The following is a 17443-nucleotide window of genomic DNA, read 5'->3' as shown; positions in this document are numbered from 1 at the left end:
CCGGCCGGCGCCCACCGCCTTGCATCCCACCGCCTTGCATCCCACCCGGCGGCAGACCATCGCCGCGTGCGGCAGATGGTCGCATCGGCCCGCGTGCGGCAGCGCCGCGGTGCATGATGGGCGCTCTTTTCACCGCCAGCCCTTCACCGGGCCACCTGCCATGAACGCCCCCGTCGTTGCCGTCGGTTCCGACCGTGACCTGCTGCGCATCCTGCAGATCTGCTACGGCCTGCACGCCCTGGGCCTGGCCCTGGGGGCGTTCGGGGCGGCCAGCCTGGTGGGCTCGTTCCTGTTCGGCTGGCCCTCGATCATTGCGGTGATCCTGAACTACGTGAAGCGCGGCGACGCCCGCGGCACCTGGCTCGAAACGCACTTTGCCTGGCAGATCCGCACCTTCTGGTTCGCGCTGCTGTGGGCCGTGATCGTGGCCCTGGTGTCGGGGCCGCTGATGCTGGTGATCGTCGGCTTCGGCACCTGGGTGCTGGGCATGCTGGTGCTGGGCGTGTGGGCCATCTACCGCATCGGCCGCGGCTGGCTGCGCCTGAACAACGGCCAGGCCATGCCCATCTGAGCCCGGCCGCCCGCGGCCCGGCACCGCCGGGCCGCGGCTGCGGCTGGCGTGCAGGCCCTCAGGCCTGCGGCCACTCGGTATGAAAATGCTGGCCGGCCGGGCGGTCGATCCGCTCGTAGGTGTGGGCACCAAAGAAGTCGCGCTGGGCCTGCAGCAGGTTGGCGCTGAGCCGCGGGCTGCGCCAGCTGTCGTGGTAGGCCAGGGCGGCGCTCATGGCCGGCACCGGCACCCCGGTGCGCACGGCCGTGGCCAGCACCTCGCGCCACGGCCCCTGCACCCGCGCCAGCGTGTCGCGGAACCAGGGCGCCAGCATCAGGTTGGCCACCGGCGCGCCAGCCGTTGAAGGCGCGGCCTGGGCCTCGGCGATGCGGTCCAGAAACTGCGCACGGATGATGCAGCCGCCGCGCCACAGCCGGGCGATGGCGGCCAGATCCAGCCCCCAGCCACGCTCGCGCCCGGCGGTGGCCATCAGCTCGAAGCCCTGCGCATAGGCCACGATCTTGGCGGCCATCAGCGCGTCGTGCACCAGGGCCACCCAGGCCTCGGCGCCGCCGGGCAGGGTGGCGGGGTCGATGCGGCCATCGGGCCCGGCCAGCTGGGTGCTGGCGGCCACGCGGGCGGCCTTCAGTGACGACAGCACGCGCGCGTCCACCGCCGCGCCCATGGCACTGACCACCACCGCGCGCTCGGCGGCGTCCACCAGGGTCCACTGCCCGGTGCCCTTCTGGCCGGCCTTGTCGAGGATCAGGTCCAGCACATGGCGGCCGGTGTCGGCGTCGCGCTGGGCCAGGATCTTGGCGGTGATCTCGATCAGGTAGCTCTGCAGCGGCCCGGCGTTCCAGCGCGCAAACACGGCGGCCATCGGGTCGTTGTCGAGCCCGGCGGCGGCCAGCAGCGCATAGGCCTCGCAGATCAGCTGCATGTCGGCGTACTCGATGCCGTTATGCACCATCTTCACGTAATGCCCGGCGCCACCGGGGCCGATGTGGGCCACGCACGGCTGGCCATGCGCCTGCGCGGCAATGGCCTCGAACAGCGGCCGGATGGCGGCCCAGGCCTCGGCCGAGCCACCGGGCATCAGCGCCGGGCCGTGGCGTGCGCCTTCTTCGCCGCCCGAGATGCCGCTGCCCACAAAGTGCAGGCCGCGCGCGGCCAGCGCGGCGCTGCGGCGCTCGGTGTCGGTGAAGCGGCTGTTGCCGCCGTCGATCACGATGTCGCCCGCGGCCAGCAGCGGCAGCAGGCGCTCGAGCACCGCATCCACCGGCGCGCCGGCGTTCACCATCAGCAAGATCTTGCGCGGCGGCGCCAGCGCGGCCACCAGCTCGGCCGGCGTGGCCACGGCCAGCACCTGGCCGCTGGCGGCAGCGCCGCGCGCCACGGCGGCCTCTTGCGCCTGCAGGGCAGCCGCGGGCTGCAGGTCGTAGGCGATGACCGTGTGGCCGTGGTCGGCCAGGTTCAGCGCCAGATTGCGGCCCATCACGCCCAGGCCCACGATGGCGATGTGGCCGATGTTGGCAGCTTGTGTCATGGGCAAACGCGCTTGGGGCAGCAGTGGATCAGGCGGCCGATTGTCGGCCGTGGCCGGGCGCCGGCGTGTCGTGGTTGTCCACATGCGGCGCGGCGCCGGCCTGTGCTGCAGCGCCGCCAGGGCGCCCGCCACGCCGCGCGATTGGCCAGACCGCTCACCGCGCCGCGCCGGCCTGTCGCAAGCGGCCAAGCGCTTTGGCCGCGGCGAAGTGGCCCCTTGGCAAAGCCGAATGGCGCGACGGCGCCCCGGCGGGCACGCTGGCGGCTGGACCGGGCGGCGCTGCGCGCGGCCGGCATCGACACACACGCAAGCGAGACGAGACATGGCAGGCATGATGGATGGCAAGGTGGTGGTGGTCACGGGCGCGGGCGGCGGCATTGGCCGCGACATCGCGCTGGCAATGGCGGCCGAAGGCGCCCGGGTGGTGGTCAACGACCTGGGCACCAGCACCACCGGCGAGGGCGCCAGCACCGGCCCGGCGCAGCAGGTGGTCGACGAGATCAAGGCCGCCGGCGGCCAGGCCGTGGCCAGCACCGACAGCGTGGCCGAGGCGGTGGCGGCCAACCGCATCATCCAGTGCGCGCTCGATCACTTCGGCCGCATCGACGGGGTGGTCAACAACGCCGGCATCCTGCGCGACCGCATCTTTCACAAGATGAGCGATCCCGAGTGGGACGCCGTGATCAAGGTGCACCTGTACGGCAGCTGGTTCGTCAGCCGCGCCGCGGCCAACCATTTCAAGGAGCAGGGCAGCGGCGCCTTCGTGCACATGACCAGCACCTCGGGCCTGATCGGCAACTTCGGCCAGGCCAACTACAGCGCCGCCAAGCTGGGCCTCACCGCCTTCAGCAAGAGCGTGGCGCTGGACATGGCCAAGTTCAATGTGCGCTCGAACTGCATCGCGCCCTTTGCCTGGAGCCGCATGATCGGCTCGATCCCGACCGACACGCCCGAGCAGCAGGCCCGCGTGGCCCGCATGCAGCAGATGACGCCGGCCAAGATCGCGCCGCTGGCCGTCTACCTGCTGAGTGACGCGGCCAAAGAGGTCAACGCCCAGGTCTTTGCGGTGCGCAACAACGAGATCTTTCTGATGAGCCAGCCGCGCCCGATCCGCAGCGTGCACCGCGGCGACGGCTGGACCCCGCAGCACATTGCCGAGCATGCGATGCCCGCGCTGAAGGGCAGCTTCGTGGCCATGGATCGCTCGGCCGATGTCTTCGGCTGGGACCCGATCTGACGCCCACCCCCGCCGTGGCGGCGCCGGCGCCGCCATCTGCACTACCACCCGCGCCACCACCCGCGCCACCACCTGAGCCACCACCAGCGCCGGGTTCACCGGCCTCAAGCGAGCGTTCAACATGAACCGTGCCTGCGTTTTGCGCCGCGCCTTGCTGGCGATGGTGGCGTCATCGCTGTGTTTGGCAGCCTGGGCGCAGCCAGCCCCCGTGCGCCTGCTGGTGGGCTATGCCGCCGGCGGCCCGGTGGACGCCGCGGCGCGCCTGCTGGCGCCGGCCCTGGCCAAGGAGCTGGGCCAGCCGGTGCAGGTGGAAAACAAGCCCGGCGCCAATGCCACGCTGGCCGGCGACGCCGTGGCCCGCGCCGCGCCCGACGGCCTGACCCTGTGGTTTGCCGCCAGCCCGCCGCTGACCATCGGCCCCCACGTGATGAAGAAGATGCCCTTCGACCCGGCCCGCGACATCACGCCGGTGGCCCCGCTGGTGAACTACAGCAATGTGCTGGTGGTTCACAAGGATGTGCCGGCGCAAAGCCTCAAGGAGCTGGTGGCGCTGGCCAAGGCCCAGCCAGGCAAGCTGAGCTTTGGCTCGGCCGGCATCGGCAGCAGCAACCACCTGAGCGGCGAGCTGCTGGCCCAGCGCACCGGCACGCAGCTGCTGCACGTGCCCTACAAGGGCAGCGGGCCGGCGATGTCCGATCTGATCGGCGGCCAGCTGACGATGATGTTCGACATCCTGAGCACCGCGCGCGGCCACATCGCCAGTGGCCGGGTGCGCGCCATCGCGCTGAGCGCCGGCCGCCGCAGCGCGGCCCTGCCCGAGGTGCCCACCATGGCCGAGGCCGGTCTGCCGGGTTTTGACGTGGGCGGCTGGTATGCGCTGTACGCCCCCAACAAGCTGCCGCCCGCGGTGGCGGCCCGCCTGCTGGACGCCACGCGCAAGGCCCTGGCCCAGCCCGAGCTGGCCAAGGCCCTGGCCGAGCAGGGCTACGACGCCTGGACGGGCAGCCCCGAGCAGGTGGCCCAGCGCGCGGCCACCGAGCGCACCCAGTGGGCCAGCGTGACCCAGGGCATCAGCATCGACTGACAGCCGCCCGCCGCCCGCCGCCCGCCGCAAGCCGGGCCGGGCCGGCCCGACCGGGCCCGCGCCGCCTGACCAGGCGAGCCGGCGAGACCGCCCAGCCGGAAGATCGGGAACACCCTGAGGACAAAAGCCGGGCCCTGGCACGTACACCGCCAGGCTTTTGTACGATGCTCAGTCACCCCTCAACCGATCTCACTGGAGTTTGCCGATGCGCCGAGCCCTCTCACTGTCCACCGCCTGTGCCCTGGCCGTTGCCGGCATGCTGTCGGGCTGCGCCAGCACGCCGGCCAGCGGCCCGCTGGGCTTTTTCGTCACCAGCGTCGGCTCGGGGCAGGGCGGCAACCTGGGTGGCCTGGCCGGCGCCGACGCGCATTGCCAGAAGCTGGCCGCCGCCTCGGGCGCCAGTGGCGCCGGGGCCCGCACCTGGCGTGCCTACCTGAGCCTGCCGCCGATCTTTGCCACCGCCAGCGCGGCGGCGGTGCCGGCCGTCAACGCCCGCGACCGCATCGGCGCCGGCCCCTGGTACAACGCCGCGGGCGTGCTGGTGGCGCGCGATGCCACCGAGCTGCATGCCGGCGGCGCCATCACCAAGGCCACCGCACTGGACGAGCGCGGCCGCACGGTCAACGGCCGCGGCGACACGCCCAACGAGCACGACATCCTGACCGGCTCGCGCGACGACGGCACCGCCTTCGCGCCGCAGGCCGACACCACCTGCCGCGCCTGGACCAGCAGCACCGAAGGCTCGGCCATCGTGGGCCACCACGACCGCATCGGCCCGCTGCCCGAGAACTGGGCCAAGAGCTGGAACTTCTCGCACCCCTCGGCAGGCTGCAGCCAGGAAGCCCTGGTGCGCACCGGCGGCAGCGGCCGCTTCTACTGCTTCGCGGCCAACTGAACGGACGCACGCGCCGGCGGCCCAACGGCCGACCAGCGCGCCCGCCTGACGCCCCCAGGCGACACCCAGGCGACACCCGGCCTGCGGGCATGCCCTGATGCCGGGCTGTCCACCGCGCGACGCCCGCGCGCCGCCCGGCGGGCGCACCATGCAACGCACCAGATCGAATGGGGAGCGCGGCATGACGGACGACACCAGCTTTGCCGGCCAGCGTGTGCTGGTGGTGGGCGGCAGCAGCGGCATCGGCAACGGCGTGGCCCAGGCCTTCCGCGCCCGTGGCGCCGAGGTGCATGTGTGGGGCACGCGCGCCAGCGCTGCCGACTATGCCGACAGCGACGGCAGCGACCTGACCGGCCTGCACTACCAGGGCGTGAACGTGGCCGAGCCCGATGCCATTGCCGCCGCGCCGCAGCCCGGTGGCGCCGGCGCCAGGCTGGACGTGCTGGTGCTGTGCCAGGGCACCGTGGTCTACGGCCGCGGCGAGTTCGAGCGCGCGGGCTGGGCGCAGGTGATGGCCGTCAACCTCGACAGCCTGATGCACTGCTGCCGCCGCTTCAAGCCGGCGCTGTTGCCGTCGGATGGGCGCCAGGGCGGCCGCATCGTCATCGTCAGCAGCATCGCCGGTTATGGCGCCAATGTGGGCAACCCGGCCTATGCCGCCAGCAAGGCCGGCGCCATCAGCCTGGTGCGCACGCTGGGCGTGGCCTGGGCACCCGAAGGCATCCGGGTCAACGGCATGGCGCCGGGCCTGGTGGACACCAAGCTCACCAAGGTGACCACGGCCCACCCCAGGCGGCTGGACGGCGCGCTGGCCCGCATCCCCATGCACCGCATCGGCACGCCGGCTGACATGGCCGGCGCGGTGCTGTTTCTGGCCTCGCCACTGGCCGCGTACATGGCGGGGCAGACCATCGCCTGTGATGGCGGCCTGTCGCTGGCTTGACCCACCCCCGAAGCGCCTGCGGCGCCTCCCCCTCAAGGGGGCGCCACCAGCGGCCCGGCAGAGCCGGTTCCGCGGCGACCGCAGGGTTTGCATTTTCACTGTCGAGAGCCTGAGCGATGAATTTTGACCACAGCGACAAAGTGCAAGGCCTGCTGGTGCAGCTCAAGGCCTTCATGGATCAGCACATCTACCCGGCCGAGCGCGCGCATGAAGACTGGGTGAACGACCCGAGCAGGCTCTGGCAGCCCTGGCCCGGCATCGAGCCGCTCAAGAAGCTGGCGCGCGCGCAAGGCCTGTGGAACCTGTTTCTGCCGCACGACTATGGCGACATCAGCCCGGGCCTCAGCAACCTGGAATACGCGCCGCTGGCCGAGGTGATGGGCCGCGTGCCCTGGAGCAGCGAGGTGTTCAACTGCTCGGCGCCCGACACCGGCAACATGGAGGTGCTGGCCCGCTACGGCACACCGGCGCAACAGGCGCAGTGGCTGCAGCCGCTGCTGGACGGTGCCATCCGCTCGGCCTATGTGATGACCGAGCCGCAGGTGGCGTCATCTGACGCCACCAACGTGGCGCTGCGCATCGAGCACGACGGCGACACGCTGGTGCTCAACGGCCGCAAGTGGTGGATCAGCGGCATCATGGACGAGCGCTGCACCCTGCTGCTGGTGATGGGCAAGGATGCCGCCATCGGCGAGGCCGGCGGCCGCTACGGCCAGCACAGCACCGTGATCGTGCCGCGCGGCACGCCGGGCCTCGCCATCGTGCGCAACCAGAAGGTGTTTGGCCGCCTGCACTCGCCGGGCGGCGAGGCCGAGCTGCGCTTCGACAACGTGCGCGTGCCCAGGGCCAACCTGATCCTGGGCCCCGGCAAGGGCTTCGAGATCGCGCAGGGCCGGCTGGGGCCGGGCCGCATCCACCACTGCATGCGCTCGATCGGCCAGGCCCAGCGCGCGCTCGAGACCATGTGCCGCCGCGTGGAGGCGCGCAGCACCTTCGGCCGCAAGCTCAGCGAGCAAAGCGCCATCCGGCAGGACGTGGCGCTGAGCTTTTGCGAGATCGAGCAGGCGCGCCTGCTCACGCTGAAGGCCGCCGACGTGATGGACAAGCATGGCAACAAGGTGGCCAAGGACCTGATCGCCGCGATCAAGGTGGTGGCGCCCAGCATGGCCACGCAGGTGATCGACCGCGCCATCCAGGCGCACGGCGGCATGGGCGTGAGCGACGACACCGAGCTGGCCTACTTCTGGGCCATCAACCGCTTTGTGCGCATTGCCGACGGGCCCGATGCCGTGCACATGAACCAGCTGGGCCGGCAGAAGATCAAGGAGTTGTCGGCCATGGCAGCGCAGGGCATGTCGCCGGCCGATGCCTCGGGCGAGCAGCCGGCGCACCCGCCTGGCACCACGGGCGCCAGCGTGGTTCGGCCGTCGCAGTCGAATCCTGCCTAACACCCGAAAAGACCGACCCAGCATGAAAGCCCTGGCCTACTTCGGCACCCGCGACATCCGGTTCACCTACTTGATCGACCCGAAGATCGAGGACGAGCGCGACGCCATCGTCCGGGTCACCGCCTGCGCCATCTGCGGCAGCGACCTGCACATCTACCACGGCCACGGCTTCTCGCAAGACACCGGCTTTTGCGTCGGCCATGAGGCCGTGGGCGGGGTGGTGGAGGCCGGCCGCGGCGTGCGCCAGCTCAAGCCGGGCCAGCGCGTGATGGTGTCGGCTGCCGTGGGCTGCGGCCAGTGCCCGGCCTGCCTGGCCGGCGTGGTGAACCGCTGCGTCACCGGCTCGGGCAGCTGCTACGGCCTGAGCGCCAAGCTGCAGGGCAGCCAGGCCGAATACCTGCGCGTGCCCGCGGCCGATTTCAACGCAAGAGCCATCCCCGAAGGCCTGAGCGACGAGCAGGCGCTGATGCTCACCGACGCCCAGGCCACCGCCTGGTTCGGCGCGCGCAATGGCGACATTGGCCCCGGCAGCACCGTGGCCGTGGTGGGCCTGGGGCCCATCGGCCTGATGGGCGTGGAATCGGCCTTCGTGATGGGCGCCAGCCGCGTGTTTGCCATCGACCGCGTGCCCGAGCGCCGCGCGCTGGCCGCCAGCCTGGGCGCCACCGTGCTGGACGCCGACGACCCCAAGACCCTGGCCGCGCAGCTGGCCGAGGCCACGCAAGGCTGCATGGCCGACTGCGTGCTGGAGGCCGTGGGCCATGAGGCCACCATCAGTCTGGCGCTGCGCCTGGCCGGGCGCCGCGCCACGGTCAGCGTGATCGGCGTGGCGCAGGACAAGATGGTGAACTTTCCGATGTGGCGCGCCTTCAACATGGGCCTCACCCTGCGCATCGGCACCTGCTCGGTGCCCGAGGAATGGCCGGCCCTGGTGCCGCTGGTGCAAAGCGGCCGTCTGCACCCTGAGCGCTTCATCAGCCATCGCCTGTCGCTCAGCGAAGGTGCTAGAGCGTATGAGCTGTTCGACAAGCGCGAAGACGGGGCGTTGAAGATGGTGTTGAAGCCGGGGAAGTGACGGGCCGCCATGGCAAGGCAATGTCTCGCACTCTTGCTTGGTCCATGAGGAGCTATTCGTTGTGAGTCGCTACATGCATCAATTGGCATGGAAATGCGCGCGCCTCAGCAAGAACGTTTTAAGAGTGGTGGATTGGCGTCGCACGCAGTCGTTCTGCTTGTCGGTTTGATGTGGCCTCTGCGATCATCTGCGCTGAGGACAGTTGGCCAAGAAGCATGACAATTGAATATTCAGTCGCCCGAAGCAATCTCCAAAAGCTCATCCAAGAGTTTTCCCCTCTGGGTGAGCTAAGTAACGAAGCTCAGACACGATTCTCATTCATCGACAAGCTTTTGGAGGAGTGTCTAAATTGGCCTCGCTCGGAAATTAAAGTAGAGGTTTATGAGAACGAAGCTAGGACTGATTATGAATGCGGACAACCTCGGTCACTGATTGTCGAAGCCAAGCATGCCAAGGTTCCTTTCCGAATTCCGCCAAGGAAGAATAAGATAAGGGTAACTCTAAATTCCTTGATGAGTTTTGATCCAGACGTGGCAGCGGCCGTCCGGCAGGCACAGCTTTATGGTGCCAGTCGTGGAGTTGGTCCGGTGGCTGTCGCGAATGGGCCGCAGTTGATCGCTTTCCTCGCTACAAACCTTGATGGCAAGTCCCCTTTGCAGGGGGATGCTTTGGTATTCGATGGTTATGATGAGATTGTGCGAGGGTTTGATTTAATCTACGAGGTCCTAAGCAGGGAAGGTGTTGAAGACAAGCGACTAGTTGACAGGCTGACAGGGGCGATTCCAGCTTCGCTTCCGCCGAAAATTTCCGCCACATGCCTGAATTATTTCGAGCACAAATACAGCAGCGCGTTTCAGGAGTCGGTCAAGAATGCGGCGGCTCTTGTCATTGAGGATTTGGGCAGGGTTACTGACCAGGAGCGGAACTTTCTTGAGAGTTGTTATTGTGAAAGTGGCCCCCTCACACAATACTCGCTAGTTGGGAAGAATCTCATCGCCGCTCGTTACGCGGCTCTTTTTACTTCGGGTGAGCCCGGCAGTCGAGTAGAACTGGTTAATCCTAAGAGAGGCGCGACGCGATCGGAGCCGTTCACTCAGCAGGTTCTTCAAGAAGCGCTGGCTAAAAGGCCAGTTGTATTGGTTGGCGACGTTGGTGTAGGTAAGACAACTTTTTTAAAACACCTCATGCAGGTTACTGGAAAGGATGCCTTTTCAAAATCCATTTCAATATATTTTGACTTAGGCAACCGGGCAACTTTGAGTGCTACGCCAAAAGATGCTTTGCTTGATCAGGTGGAGGCCACCCTCAGGGATCAATTTGGCATTAACCTGACAGGTAAGCCGTTGATGGAGGACATATATAAGCGCGAGTTGCGAGATTACGACGAAGGGTTTAACTCCGAGTTGAAGGAGGTTGATCCTCCAAAGTTTTTACAGCAACGAATCGACTTGATGCGAAAGTTGGCTGACAAGCGGGAGACCCATCTACGGCTCGCGCTCGCGTACGCTGCTCAGATGAAGAAGTGTCAATCAATTATCATCATTGATAATGCTGACCAGCGTAGCTTTGAGGTTCAGCAGGAGGCATTTCTGATCGCTCAGGAAATTGCGGATAGCTGGGCGGCATTGGTTTTCATAGCGCTGCGGCCGCAGACCTTTCATGCCTCAAAGCGCAGTGGTACCCTCTCGGCTTATCCCACTAAGATATTTGTTATCCCACCCCCAAAGCTTGAAGAGGCAATTCAGAAGCGGCTTGAGTTTGCGCTTCGGATGGCTGAAGGTGAAATTCCCGTGCAGCGTGTTGGCGGGGTCACGCTACATGTTGATAGCCTTGCCAAGCTGATTGGAGCTTTGTTGCGATCCTTGGCAAGAAATCGGGATTTAAATGAATTCATCGTAAATGTAAGTGGCGGCAACGTCCGATTGGCGATTGAACTGGTTTCAAAGTACTTGGGTAGTCCAAATGTTGAATCGGAGCGGATTGTTCAGATTATCACCGAGCAAGGTTACTATGATGTTCCATTGCACGAGTTTTCAAAAGCCGCGCTGCTGTCGGAGTATTCTCATTTTCAAGAGGAGTCTTCTGCTGCAACCAATGTATTCTCGCTAGTGTATCGGGACCAGAAGGAGCATTTTCTTTCGCTCATGATTATCGGTTACCTGTCATGGGACGGAGCGCAGACGGCGCAAACTGACGGGTTTATTTCCGCGTCCGCAATTTTGGGCGAAATGCAGAAGAGCGGATTTACTGTTGATCAGACTGCGGCACATCTACAGAAACTGACGCGTCGAAAGTTGGTGGAGACTACTGAAAGACGGCTTCTTGATACGGGTGAGGAATTAAGGGAGCGAGGACTTCCGGAAGCATTCCGCGTTACCTCGGTTGGTGCGTATCACTATAAGAGGTGGGCGGCCGAGTTTTCATTTCTAGAGGCTATGGCCTTTGATACGAATATTCTCGATGAAAATATTCGTACGAAGTTGCTTTCAGACGTAAATGACAATAGATTGCTTGCTAGATACCATAGGGCGAGGGCATTTTTAGACTATCTCGACATGACATGGAGTACCATGGAGGCTAAACCGTACTTCGATTGGAGTAGTACGCGGCAATCTTCTGCTGCGTCCTTTGCTAGGGTGGCTAGAAGTCTTAGGGATAATGGTCTACTGGACGATTAGGCTAGCTGAATCTCGCCGAAGCGCAACTGCCGCGCCGCAGTTCGCGCCATCTGCGGCAGCGACCTGCACATCTACCTCGGCCATGGTTTCTCGGAAGACATCGGCTTCTGCGTGGGCCATGAGGCCGTGGGCGAGGTGGTGGAGGCCGGCCGCGGCGTGCGCCAGCTCAAGGTGGGCCAGCGCGTGATGGTGTCGGCCGCTGTGGGCTGCGGCCAGTGCCCGGCCTGCCTGGCCGGCGTGGTAAACCGCTGCGTCACCAACTCCGGCAGCTGCTACGGCCTGAGCACCAAGCTGCAGGGCAGCCAGGCCGAGTACCTGCGCGTGCCAGCGGCCGATTTCAACGCCCGGGCCATCCCCGAAGGCCTGAGCGACGAGCAGGCGCTGATGCTCACCGACGCCCAGGCCACCGCCTGGTTCGGCGCGCGCAATGCCGACATCGGCCCCGGCAGCACCGTGGCCGTGGTGGGCCTGGGGCCCATCGGCCTGATGGGCGTGGAATCGGCCTTCGTGATGGGCGCCAGCCGCGTGTTTGCCATCGACCGCGTGCCCGAGCGCCGCGCGCTGGCCGCCAGCCTGGGCGCCACCGTGCTGGACGCCGACGACCCCAAGACCCTGGCCGCGCAGCTGGCCGAGGCCACGCAAGGCTGCATGGCCGACTGCGTGCTGGAGGCCGTGGGCCATGAGGCCACCATCAGTCTGGCGCTGCGCCTGGCCGGGCGCCGCGCCACGGTCAGCGTGATCGGCGTGGCGCAGGACAAGATGGTGAACTTTCCGATGTGGCGCGCCTTCAACATGGGCCTCACCCTGCGCATCGGCACCTGCTCGGTGCCCGAGGAATGGCCGGCCCTGGTGCCGCTGCTGCAGGCCGGGCGCCTGAAGCCCGAGCGCTTCATCAGCCACCGCCTGGCGCTCAGCGAAGGCGCCCGGGCCTACGAGCTGTTTGACCGGCGCGAGGACGGGGCCTTGAAGATGGTGTTGCGGCCGGCGGCGTAGCCCCCGGCGCCCGGCTCAGGACGGCGGCGTCGCGATCATGCTGCCGTTGAGCGTGGCGCGCCGGTCGGCGGGCAGGCCGGCGCTGCCCACTTCCTGCAGCACGGTGGCGTTGAAGCCGATGCTGCGCTCGCCCAGCCCGTCGGGGCTGCCCAGGCTGACCCCGGCGCAGGCGGCGCCCAGGCATTGGTAGCGTGGCCCCTGGCTGGGCTCGAAGCTCACCGACAGCAGCGCCCCGGTGGGGCTGAGCGTGACCGCGATGCCGTTGCCCATCGCGTAGCCGCCGAAGCCATCGCTCAGCAGGCTGTTGGCCAGGTAGCTGGTGTTGCCGTCGGCATCCAGCGTGGCGTAGCGCAGCGTGAAGCCCTGGGTGTCGGCAGGCTCGCACACCGGCACCGGCTGGCCCTGGTCACTGGGCAGGGCCAGCACCAGCGCCGCGCCGGGCGCGCAGGCCACCGGCTGTGGCACCGGTGTGGCCGGGTCGTTGACATAGAAGCTGGTCAGGGTGGCCTCGACCGTCACCGAATCGGTGCTCGACAAGCTGCCGTCCGGCAGCACCGCCGCCAGCACCGCACGGTCAAAGCGCACCGGCTGCAGCAGCACCGGCACACCGAGGCTTTGGTCAACGCGGGTGGCGCCCAGCGACACACCCGTGCAATCGCCCCGGCATTGGTAGCGCGCCACGCTGCCCGAATTGGCATACACCGTGTACACCAGCGCCCGCAGCACCGTGCTGCCCTGGGTGACCACCTCGAGAGACGGGCCGCCCATGCCGTCGCTGAAGGTGTAGTTGCGCCGTGTCTCGCCGCTTGGCTGGCTTTGCCCGGCGGTGCCCAGGCCGAAGTCGTCGCCACTGGCACAGTAGCCCTCGGCGCTGCCGGCGGCGGTGTGGATCAGGTAGAAGCGGTTGCTGGTGCAGGGCAGCCCGGGCAGCGAGATGCCCGGTGCGCTGGTGCGCAGCGTGCCGGTGAGCGCCTGGCTGCCGCCGCTGCCCAGCAAGGGCGTGGCGGCCAGGGCGATGGTCTGGGTTTGATCGCCCGCGGGCGTGCCCACGCTGACGCCGGTGCAGGCGGCGCCCTCGCAGGCGCTGCTGACGCCTTCGGCAGTAACGCGCTGCACCTGCAGCACCACGGTGCCGCGCAGGCGCACGCTCAGCACATCGCCGCGCCGGCTCACGAAGCGCAGCACGCGCACGCCGGCATCGTCGGCATCGGCCTCGTTGGTCTTGGAGAACGGGCACAGGTCGTCGCTGCCGGCGGCCGCCACCACATCCACCCGCTCGAGCTTGCAGCGCCCCGATTCCTGCCCGAGTGCGGCCACCACGGCGCCGATGTCGCCGCCGCTGCCCACCCGCGCCACCAGGGCGGTGAGCGTGTCGTACATCGGGTCGCCCACGGTGCGCGCGAACGGCGTGCTGGCAAAGCCGCTCACGCTGGCAGGTATCTCGAAGCCGAACTCGCGCTTCAGGTAGCGGCGCACGCGCTGCTCGGCGGCAGCCACCGCGGCATCGTCGGCCGCCGTGAAGCCGCCGCGCGTGCCCAGCGCCTCGAAGTAGGGCCCGGGTTCGGTGCCCAGCAGTTCGGCCACCAGCAGCGTGCTCAGCGGCGTCAGGTTGGCCGTGCCGGCCCGGGTGGCCACCGAGTACAGGCTCAGCGACGAGGGCGAGAGCGCGCTGTCGCTCAGCAGGTAGGGGCCGCTGAGCTGGTCCAGGCTGGCCAGGTAGTCGCCCCCGGCCACCGCGGCCGAGCGGCCTTCGGCGGTGCGCGCCGTGCCCACCTGGCCCTTCACGGTGATCTGCAGCGTGGCCACCTGGGTGGCCGTGGCGCCATTGCTGACCCGGCCACTCAGCTCGGGCAGGCGGGCCTCGGCCGCAGGCGACTCGGCATCGCCCGCGGCACCGCCGCAGGCTTGCAGCAGGGCCAGCAGCAGCCCCGTGGCCACGCCGGCGAAAGAGCGCATCACAGGGCCCGTGGGCCGGCCCGGCAGGGCGGCAGCCAGGCGTTGGCGCCAAGGCCGGGCGGTGGCGCCGGTGCAGCGGGCCAAGGGCAGGGTGGAAAACGGCGTGTTCATCGGTGGCGGGTGGATTGACGGGGCATCCGGCGCTTGGGCGGGGGACGGGGCTGGTTGCGGTGCAAGTGCCTGGACAGAGGGCTGGACAAAGGGCTGGGCAAACGGCTGGGCGCGCACCGGGGCGAGCTACTGGGCCGGCATCACCAGCGTGCCGTCGACGATCAGCGCCGGCACTGCGGCCGTGCCGGCCTGGCGTGGCGCCTGGGTGTCGAACAGCGCCGTGCGGCCAAAAAAGAAGCTGCGTTCGGCCAGGTCATTGCCGGCTTCGGCCGCGGCGGTGCTGGCCCCGCTGCAGGCATTGCCCTGGCAGGCCAGGCCCTGCCACGCCACCGCCACCACGCGCTGATCGGCGTTCACCGCCACCATCAGCGTGCGGCCCTCGTGGTCGTGAAAGCGGTACTGCCGCAGGCCCTGGTCGGTGATCTCGACCCCGGCGCCGCCCTGCCCGCAGAAGCGGCGCACGGCACCGTCGGCACTGCGCAGGCTCAGGCTGGGGCCGGTGCAGGCCAGGCCGGGCACCTGCTCGTCCGAGGGCAGGCGCAGGCTGGCGTCCAGCTGCACGGCCGGCGCTGCGCCATCGACCGGGGCACGCGCCGTGGCGGCAGGCGCCAGCGGCCACTGGCGCAGCGTGAGCTGGCCCGCCCCGCCCGCCGCCTGCGACACCACCACGCCGCCCGGGCAATCGGGCGCCGCGCAGCCGTAGGCGCGGCCATCACGGGCGCTCAGGCTCACCGCATGCACCCGGCGCTCGACCAGATCGATGCGCAGGCGCCAGCCCTCGGCGTCGCCAGCCTGCACCAGGTACGACCGCACGCTGCCGCTTTGCTGCAGCACGGTGCTGCCCATGCACACGCGGCGGCCGGCCTGCTGGCCGAAGCTGAGCTGCATTGATTGCAGCGGGCAGGCATCGGCCGCTGCGGCGGCGGCGGGCACGGCCACCGCCAGCGCCGGTGGCGCCGGCAAGGCGGCCGCCACCACCGCGCCTGGGCCAGGCGGCCGCGGCGCTGCGCTGGCAGGCGCTGGCGCCAGGCCATCGTTCACGCCCGGGCGCAGCAATGCCCAGGCGCAGGCCACCGCCAGCGCCGCCACGGCCAGGGGCGCCAGCCACGCCCGCAGGCTGGCGGGCCGCGGCGAGGCGAGGGTGGGCATCGGGGGAACCGGCGGCTTGGGCACGGCGATGGCGCCGGACTCAGTTGCAGACGTAGGCCGAGGTCAGGATCGCCTGCGGCGTCTGGCCTTCTTCGCCGCCCTGCCAGAGCCTGGCCTTCAGGGCCTGCGGCGTGGCGTTGTAGCCGCTCGGGCAGACCTGGCGCACCAGCAGCCAGGGCGACCATTCGCTGTTGTACGACCAGGGCGGGTTGATGTCGGGGTCGGCCTTGTTGACGTCGGCGCGAAAGTTGATCCAGGCGTTGTTGGTGGTCTTGGCCGCGTACTGGGCCGAGCCCGAGGGCTCGAACAGGCCTTGCAGGGTGCGGCCCACCACCTCCAGATCCTTGTACGCCGAGGCCGTGTTCGGGTCGCTGCCGGGGCTGGGCGTGGTGGCGGGAAAGGGCGGAATCGCCGGTGCCGAGGTGGGCAGCGGGTTCACCACGCCGCGGTAGTAGGCCACTTCGGCCGCCACGCTGGCGCGGATGGCGCGAAACAGGTCGTTGACCTCGAAGCTCTGGCCGCTGGGGTTCCAGACATTGGTGTTGAGCTGCACCCGCAGGCCCAGGGTGTAGGTGTTGGTGGCGTTGCAGGTGCTGCCGCTGCCCAGGCACCACACCCGGTCGTGCAGCGTGCCCACGGTCACGCCGTTGACCACGATGGGCGCCGTGCGCGAGGCCTTCAGGATGGTGCCGGCCGGCAGCGCCGCGCCGATGTTGGCGCCGGTGACGGTGCCCAGCGTGTTGGCGCGGTTCTGGGTTTCAGTGGGCGTGTCGAGGTTGATCTTCGGGTTGATCGGCAGCAGCGCCTGGCTGCCGGCGGGCTGCACCGGCACGGTGACAAAGCCGCCCAGGGCGGGCGCCTGCAAGCCCGCCGCGGCCAGGCCGGCGGCAAGAATCGACAAGCTGCGACGGGTGTTCATGCGGGTCTCCAGGTGAGGGGGGGGTGGCGCGGTGGCCGCTTCAGTGAGGCTGGTAGCCCGACAGGAAGATCTCGGTGAACTGCGACGAATCGGGGAAGTCGGAGCTCAGCAGGCGGATCGCGAAGGGCTGCACCGAGAAGCCGGCCGGCGCGCGGGTCTTCACCAGCAGCCAGGGCGAGTGCGCGCTGCTCGGGCCGCTGGTCTCGGCGGCATTGGCATCGATGCGAAAGTCGACCCAGCCGTTGTGGCGCTCGGGCTGGGCCGGGCCGACAAAGTCGATCGGCTCGTTCACCGCATCGGCGGCGGCGTCCACGCTGGCCAGGCCCTCGGCGTCTTCGTCGGGCGGCGGCACCTCGTGCAGGCCTTGCAGCGTGCGCCCGGCCTTCTTCAAGGCCTTCTTGGCCGTGCCCTGCAGGTAGGCCACCGCCACGGGCTGGGCCTCGAGCACCTGGCGGAACAGGTCGTTGGCATTGAAGGACAGGCCGTTCAGGTCATAGGCATTGGCATTGAGCTGCAGCTGGGCACCGAAGATGTGCATGCCATCGGCGCGCTTCCACACCCGGTCGAACAGCTTGCCGATGACCACGTCGTTCTTCACGATGTCGGCGCTGCGCGAGGCCACCAGCGTGTAGCCGGCTTCACCCGGCAGGCTGCTGACCCGGCAGCGGTTCTGTGCGGCCAGGTGCCGCGGGTTGCAGCGGGTGAGCACCTTCTCGCCGTCGGCACTGAGGCTGACGAAGCCCGGCGTGGCGGCCTGCGCCGCGGCCCCGGCCCCGGCCAGGCACAGCGCCGACAGCAGCTGTGCGGCCACGCAACGGATCGAATGGTTCATGCGCGTTCCTTCGGGATGGCGGCC

14 protein-coding genes are annotated in these 17443 nt (G+C 68.6%); 9 read left to right on the top strand and 5 right to left on the bottom strand.

The window, feature by feature from the left end; translation table 11 throughout:
* The first annotated feature begins 160 nt into the window (after window positions 1-160).
* Complete coding sequence (locus tag N4G63_RS24805; RefSeq protein WP_260789653.1) at window positions 161-571, top strand: DUF4870 family protein; 411 nt, start codon at window positions 161-163, stop codon at window positions 569-571.
* Between the two features lie 58 nt (window positions 572-629).
* On the opposite strand, the gene gnd is transcribed toward N4G63_RS24805, so the two are convergent.
* The gene (gene gnd / locus N4G63_RS24800; RefSeq protein ID WP_260789652.1) at window positions 630-2099 is read right to left on the bottom strand and encodes an NADP-dependent phosphogluconate dehydrogenase; all 1470 of its coding nucleotides are present in this window, start codon (window positions 2097-2099) and stop codon (window positions 630-632) included.
* Window positions 2100-2430: 331 nt separating this feature from the next.
* Between gnd and N4G63_RS24795 the strand changes: the two genes are divergently transcribed.
* From N4G63_RS24795 to N4G63_RS24760, 8 genes are all read left to right on the top strand, one after another.
* Window positions 2431-3336 carry an SDR family NAD(P)-dependent oxidoreductase gene (locus tag N4G63_RS24795; RefSeq protein WP_443112103.1) on the top strand — a complete coding sequence of 302 codons (906 nt, stop codon included), beginning with the start codon at window positions 2431-2433 and terminating at the stop codon, window positions 3334-3336.
* 121 nt (window positions 3337-3457) lie between these two features.
* A complete protein-coding gene (locus N4G63_RS24790; protein ID WP_260789651.1) occupies window positions 3458-4420 on the top strand; it encodes a Bug family tripartite tricarboxylate transporter substrate binding protein in 963 nt (320 codons plus the stop codon).
* Between the two features lie 205 nt (window positions 4421-4625).
* Entirely contained in the window at window positions 4626-5315 is a 690-nt protein-coding gene (locus N4G63_RS24785) for a hypothetical protein (RefSeq protein ID WP_260789650.1), read from the top strand.
* Window positions 5316-5496: 181 nt separating this feature from the next.
* Window positions 5497-6258 (top strand): SDR family NAD(P)-dependent oxidoreductase, encoded by a 762-nt coding sequence (locus N4G63_RS24780; protein WP_260789649.1) that lies wholly within the window; start codon window positions 5497-5499, stop codon window positions 6256-6258.
* Window positions 6259-6374: 116 nt separating this feature from the next.
* Window positions 6375-7706, top strand: a complete 1332-nt coding sequence (locus N4G63_RS24775) for an acyl-CoA dehydrogenase family protein (RefSeq protein WP_260789648.1) — start codon at window positions 6375-6377, stop codon at window positions 7704-7706.
* Between the two features lie 22 nt (window positions 7707-7728).
* On the top strand, window positions 7729-8781 hold the full coding sequence (locus N4G63_RS24770) for an alcohol dehydrogenase family protein (RefSeq protein WP_314600270.1): 1053 nt from the start codon (window positions 7729-7731) through the stop codon (window positions 8779-8781).
* 215 nt (window positions 8782-8996) lie between these two features.
* The gene (locus tag N4G63_RS24765; RefSeq protein WP_260789646.1) at window positions 8997-11459 is read left to right on the top strand and encodes a hypothetical protein; all 2463 of its coding nucleotides are present in this window, start codon (window positions 8997-8999) and stop codon (window positions 11457-11459) included.
* 9 nt (window positions 11460-11468) lie between these two features.
* The gene (locus N4G63_RS24760; RefSeq protein ID WP_314600403.1) at window positions 11469-12452 is read left to right on the top strand and encodes a zinc-binding dehydrogenase; all 984 of its coding nucleotides are present in this window, start codon (window positions 11469-11471) and stop codon (window positions 12450-12452) included.
* Window positions 12453-12467: 15 nt separating this feature from the next.
* On the opposite strand, the gene N4G63_RS24755 is transcribed toward N4G63_RS24760, so the two are convergent.
* The 4 genes from N4G63_RS24755 to N4G63_RS24740 all read right to left on the bottom strand — a co-directional run bounded on the left by N4G63_RS24755 (window position 12468) and on the right by N4G63_RS24740 (window position 17419).
* Window positions 12468-14408 carry a hypothetical protein gene (locus N4G63_RS24755; protein ID WP_260789645.1) on the bottom strand — a complete coding sequence of 647 codons (1941 nt, stop codon included), beginning with the start codon at window positions 14406-14408 and terminating at the stop codon, window positions 12468-12470.
* Window positions 14409-14645: 237 nt separating this feature from the next.
* Window positions 14646-15668 carry a hypothetical protein gene (locus N4G63_RS24750; RefSeq protein ID WP_260789644.1) on the bottom strand — a complete coding sequence of 341 codons (1023 nt, stop codon included), beginning with the start codon at window positions 15666-15668 and terminating at the stop codon, window positions 14646-14648.
* 40 nt (window positions 15669-15708) lie between these two features.
* Window positions 15709-16587: a hypothetical protein gene (locus tag N4G63_RS24745; protein ID WP_260789643.1), complete on the bottom strand. Its 879-nt coding sequence runs from the start codon at window positions 16585-16587 to the stop codon at window positions 15709-15711.
* 40 nt (window positions 16588-16627) lie between these two features.
* The gene (locus N4G63_RS24740) at window positions 16628-17419 is read right to left on the bottom strand and encodes a hypothetical protein (RefSeq protein ID WP_260789642.1); all 792 of its coding nucleotides are present in this window, start codon (window positions 17417-17419) and stop codon (window positions 16628-16630) included.
* Window positions 17420-17443 lie beyond the last annotated feature (24 nt).

The sequence above is a fragment of the Aquabacterium sp. OR-4 genome (genome assembly GCF_025290835.2).
Lineage (GTDB): Bacteria > Pseudomonadota > Gammaproteobacteria > Burkholderiales > Burkholderiaceae_C > Pseudaquabacterium.
The sequence above is the reverse complement of the archived record's forward strand: the minus strand, read 5'-3'. Positions and strand labels throughout refer to the sequence as shown.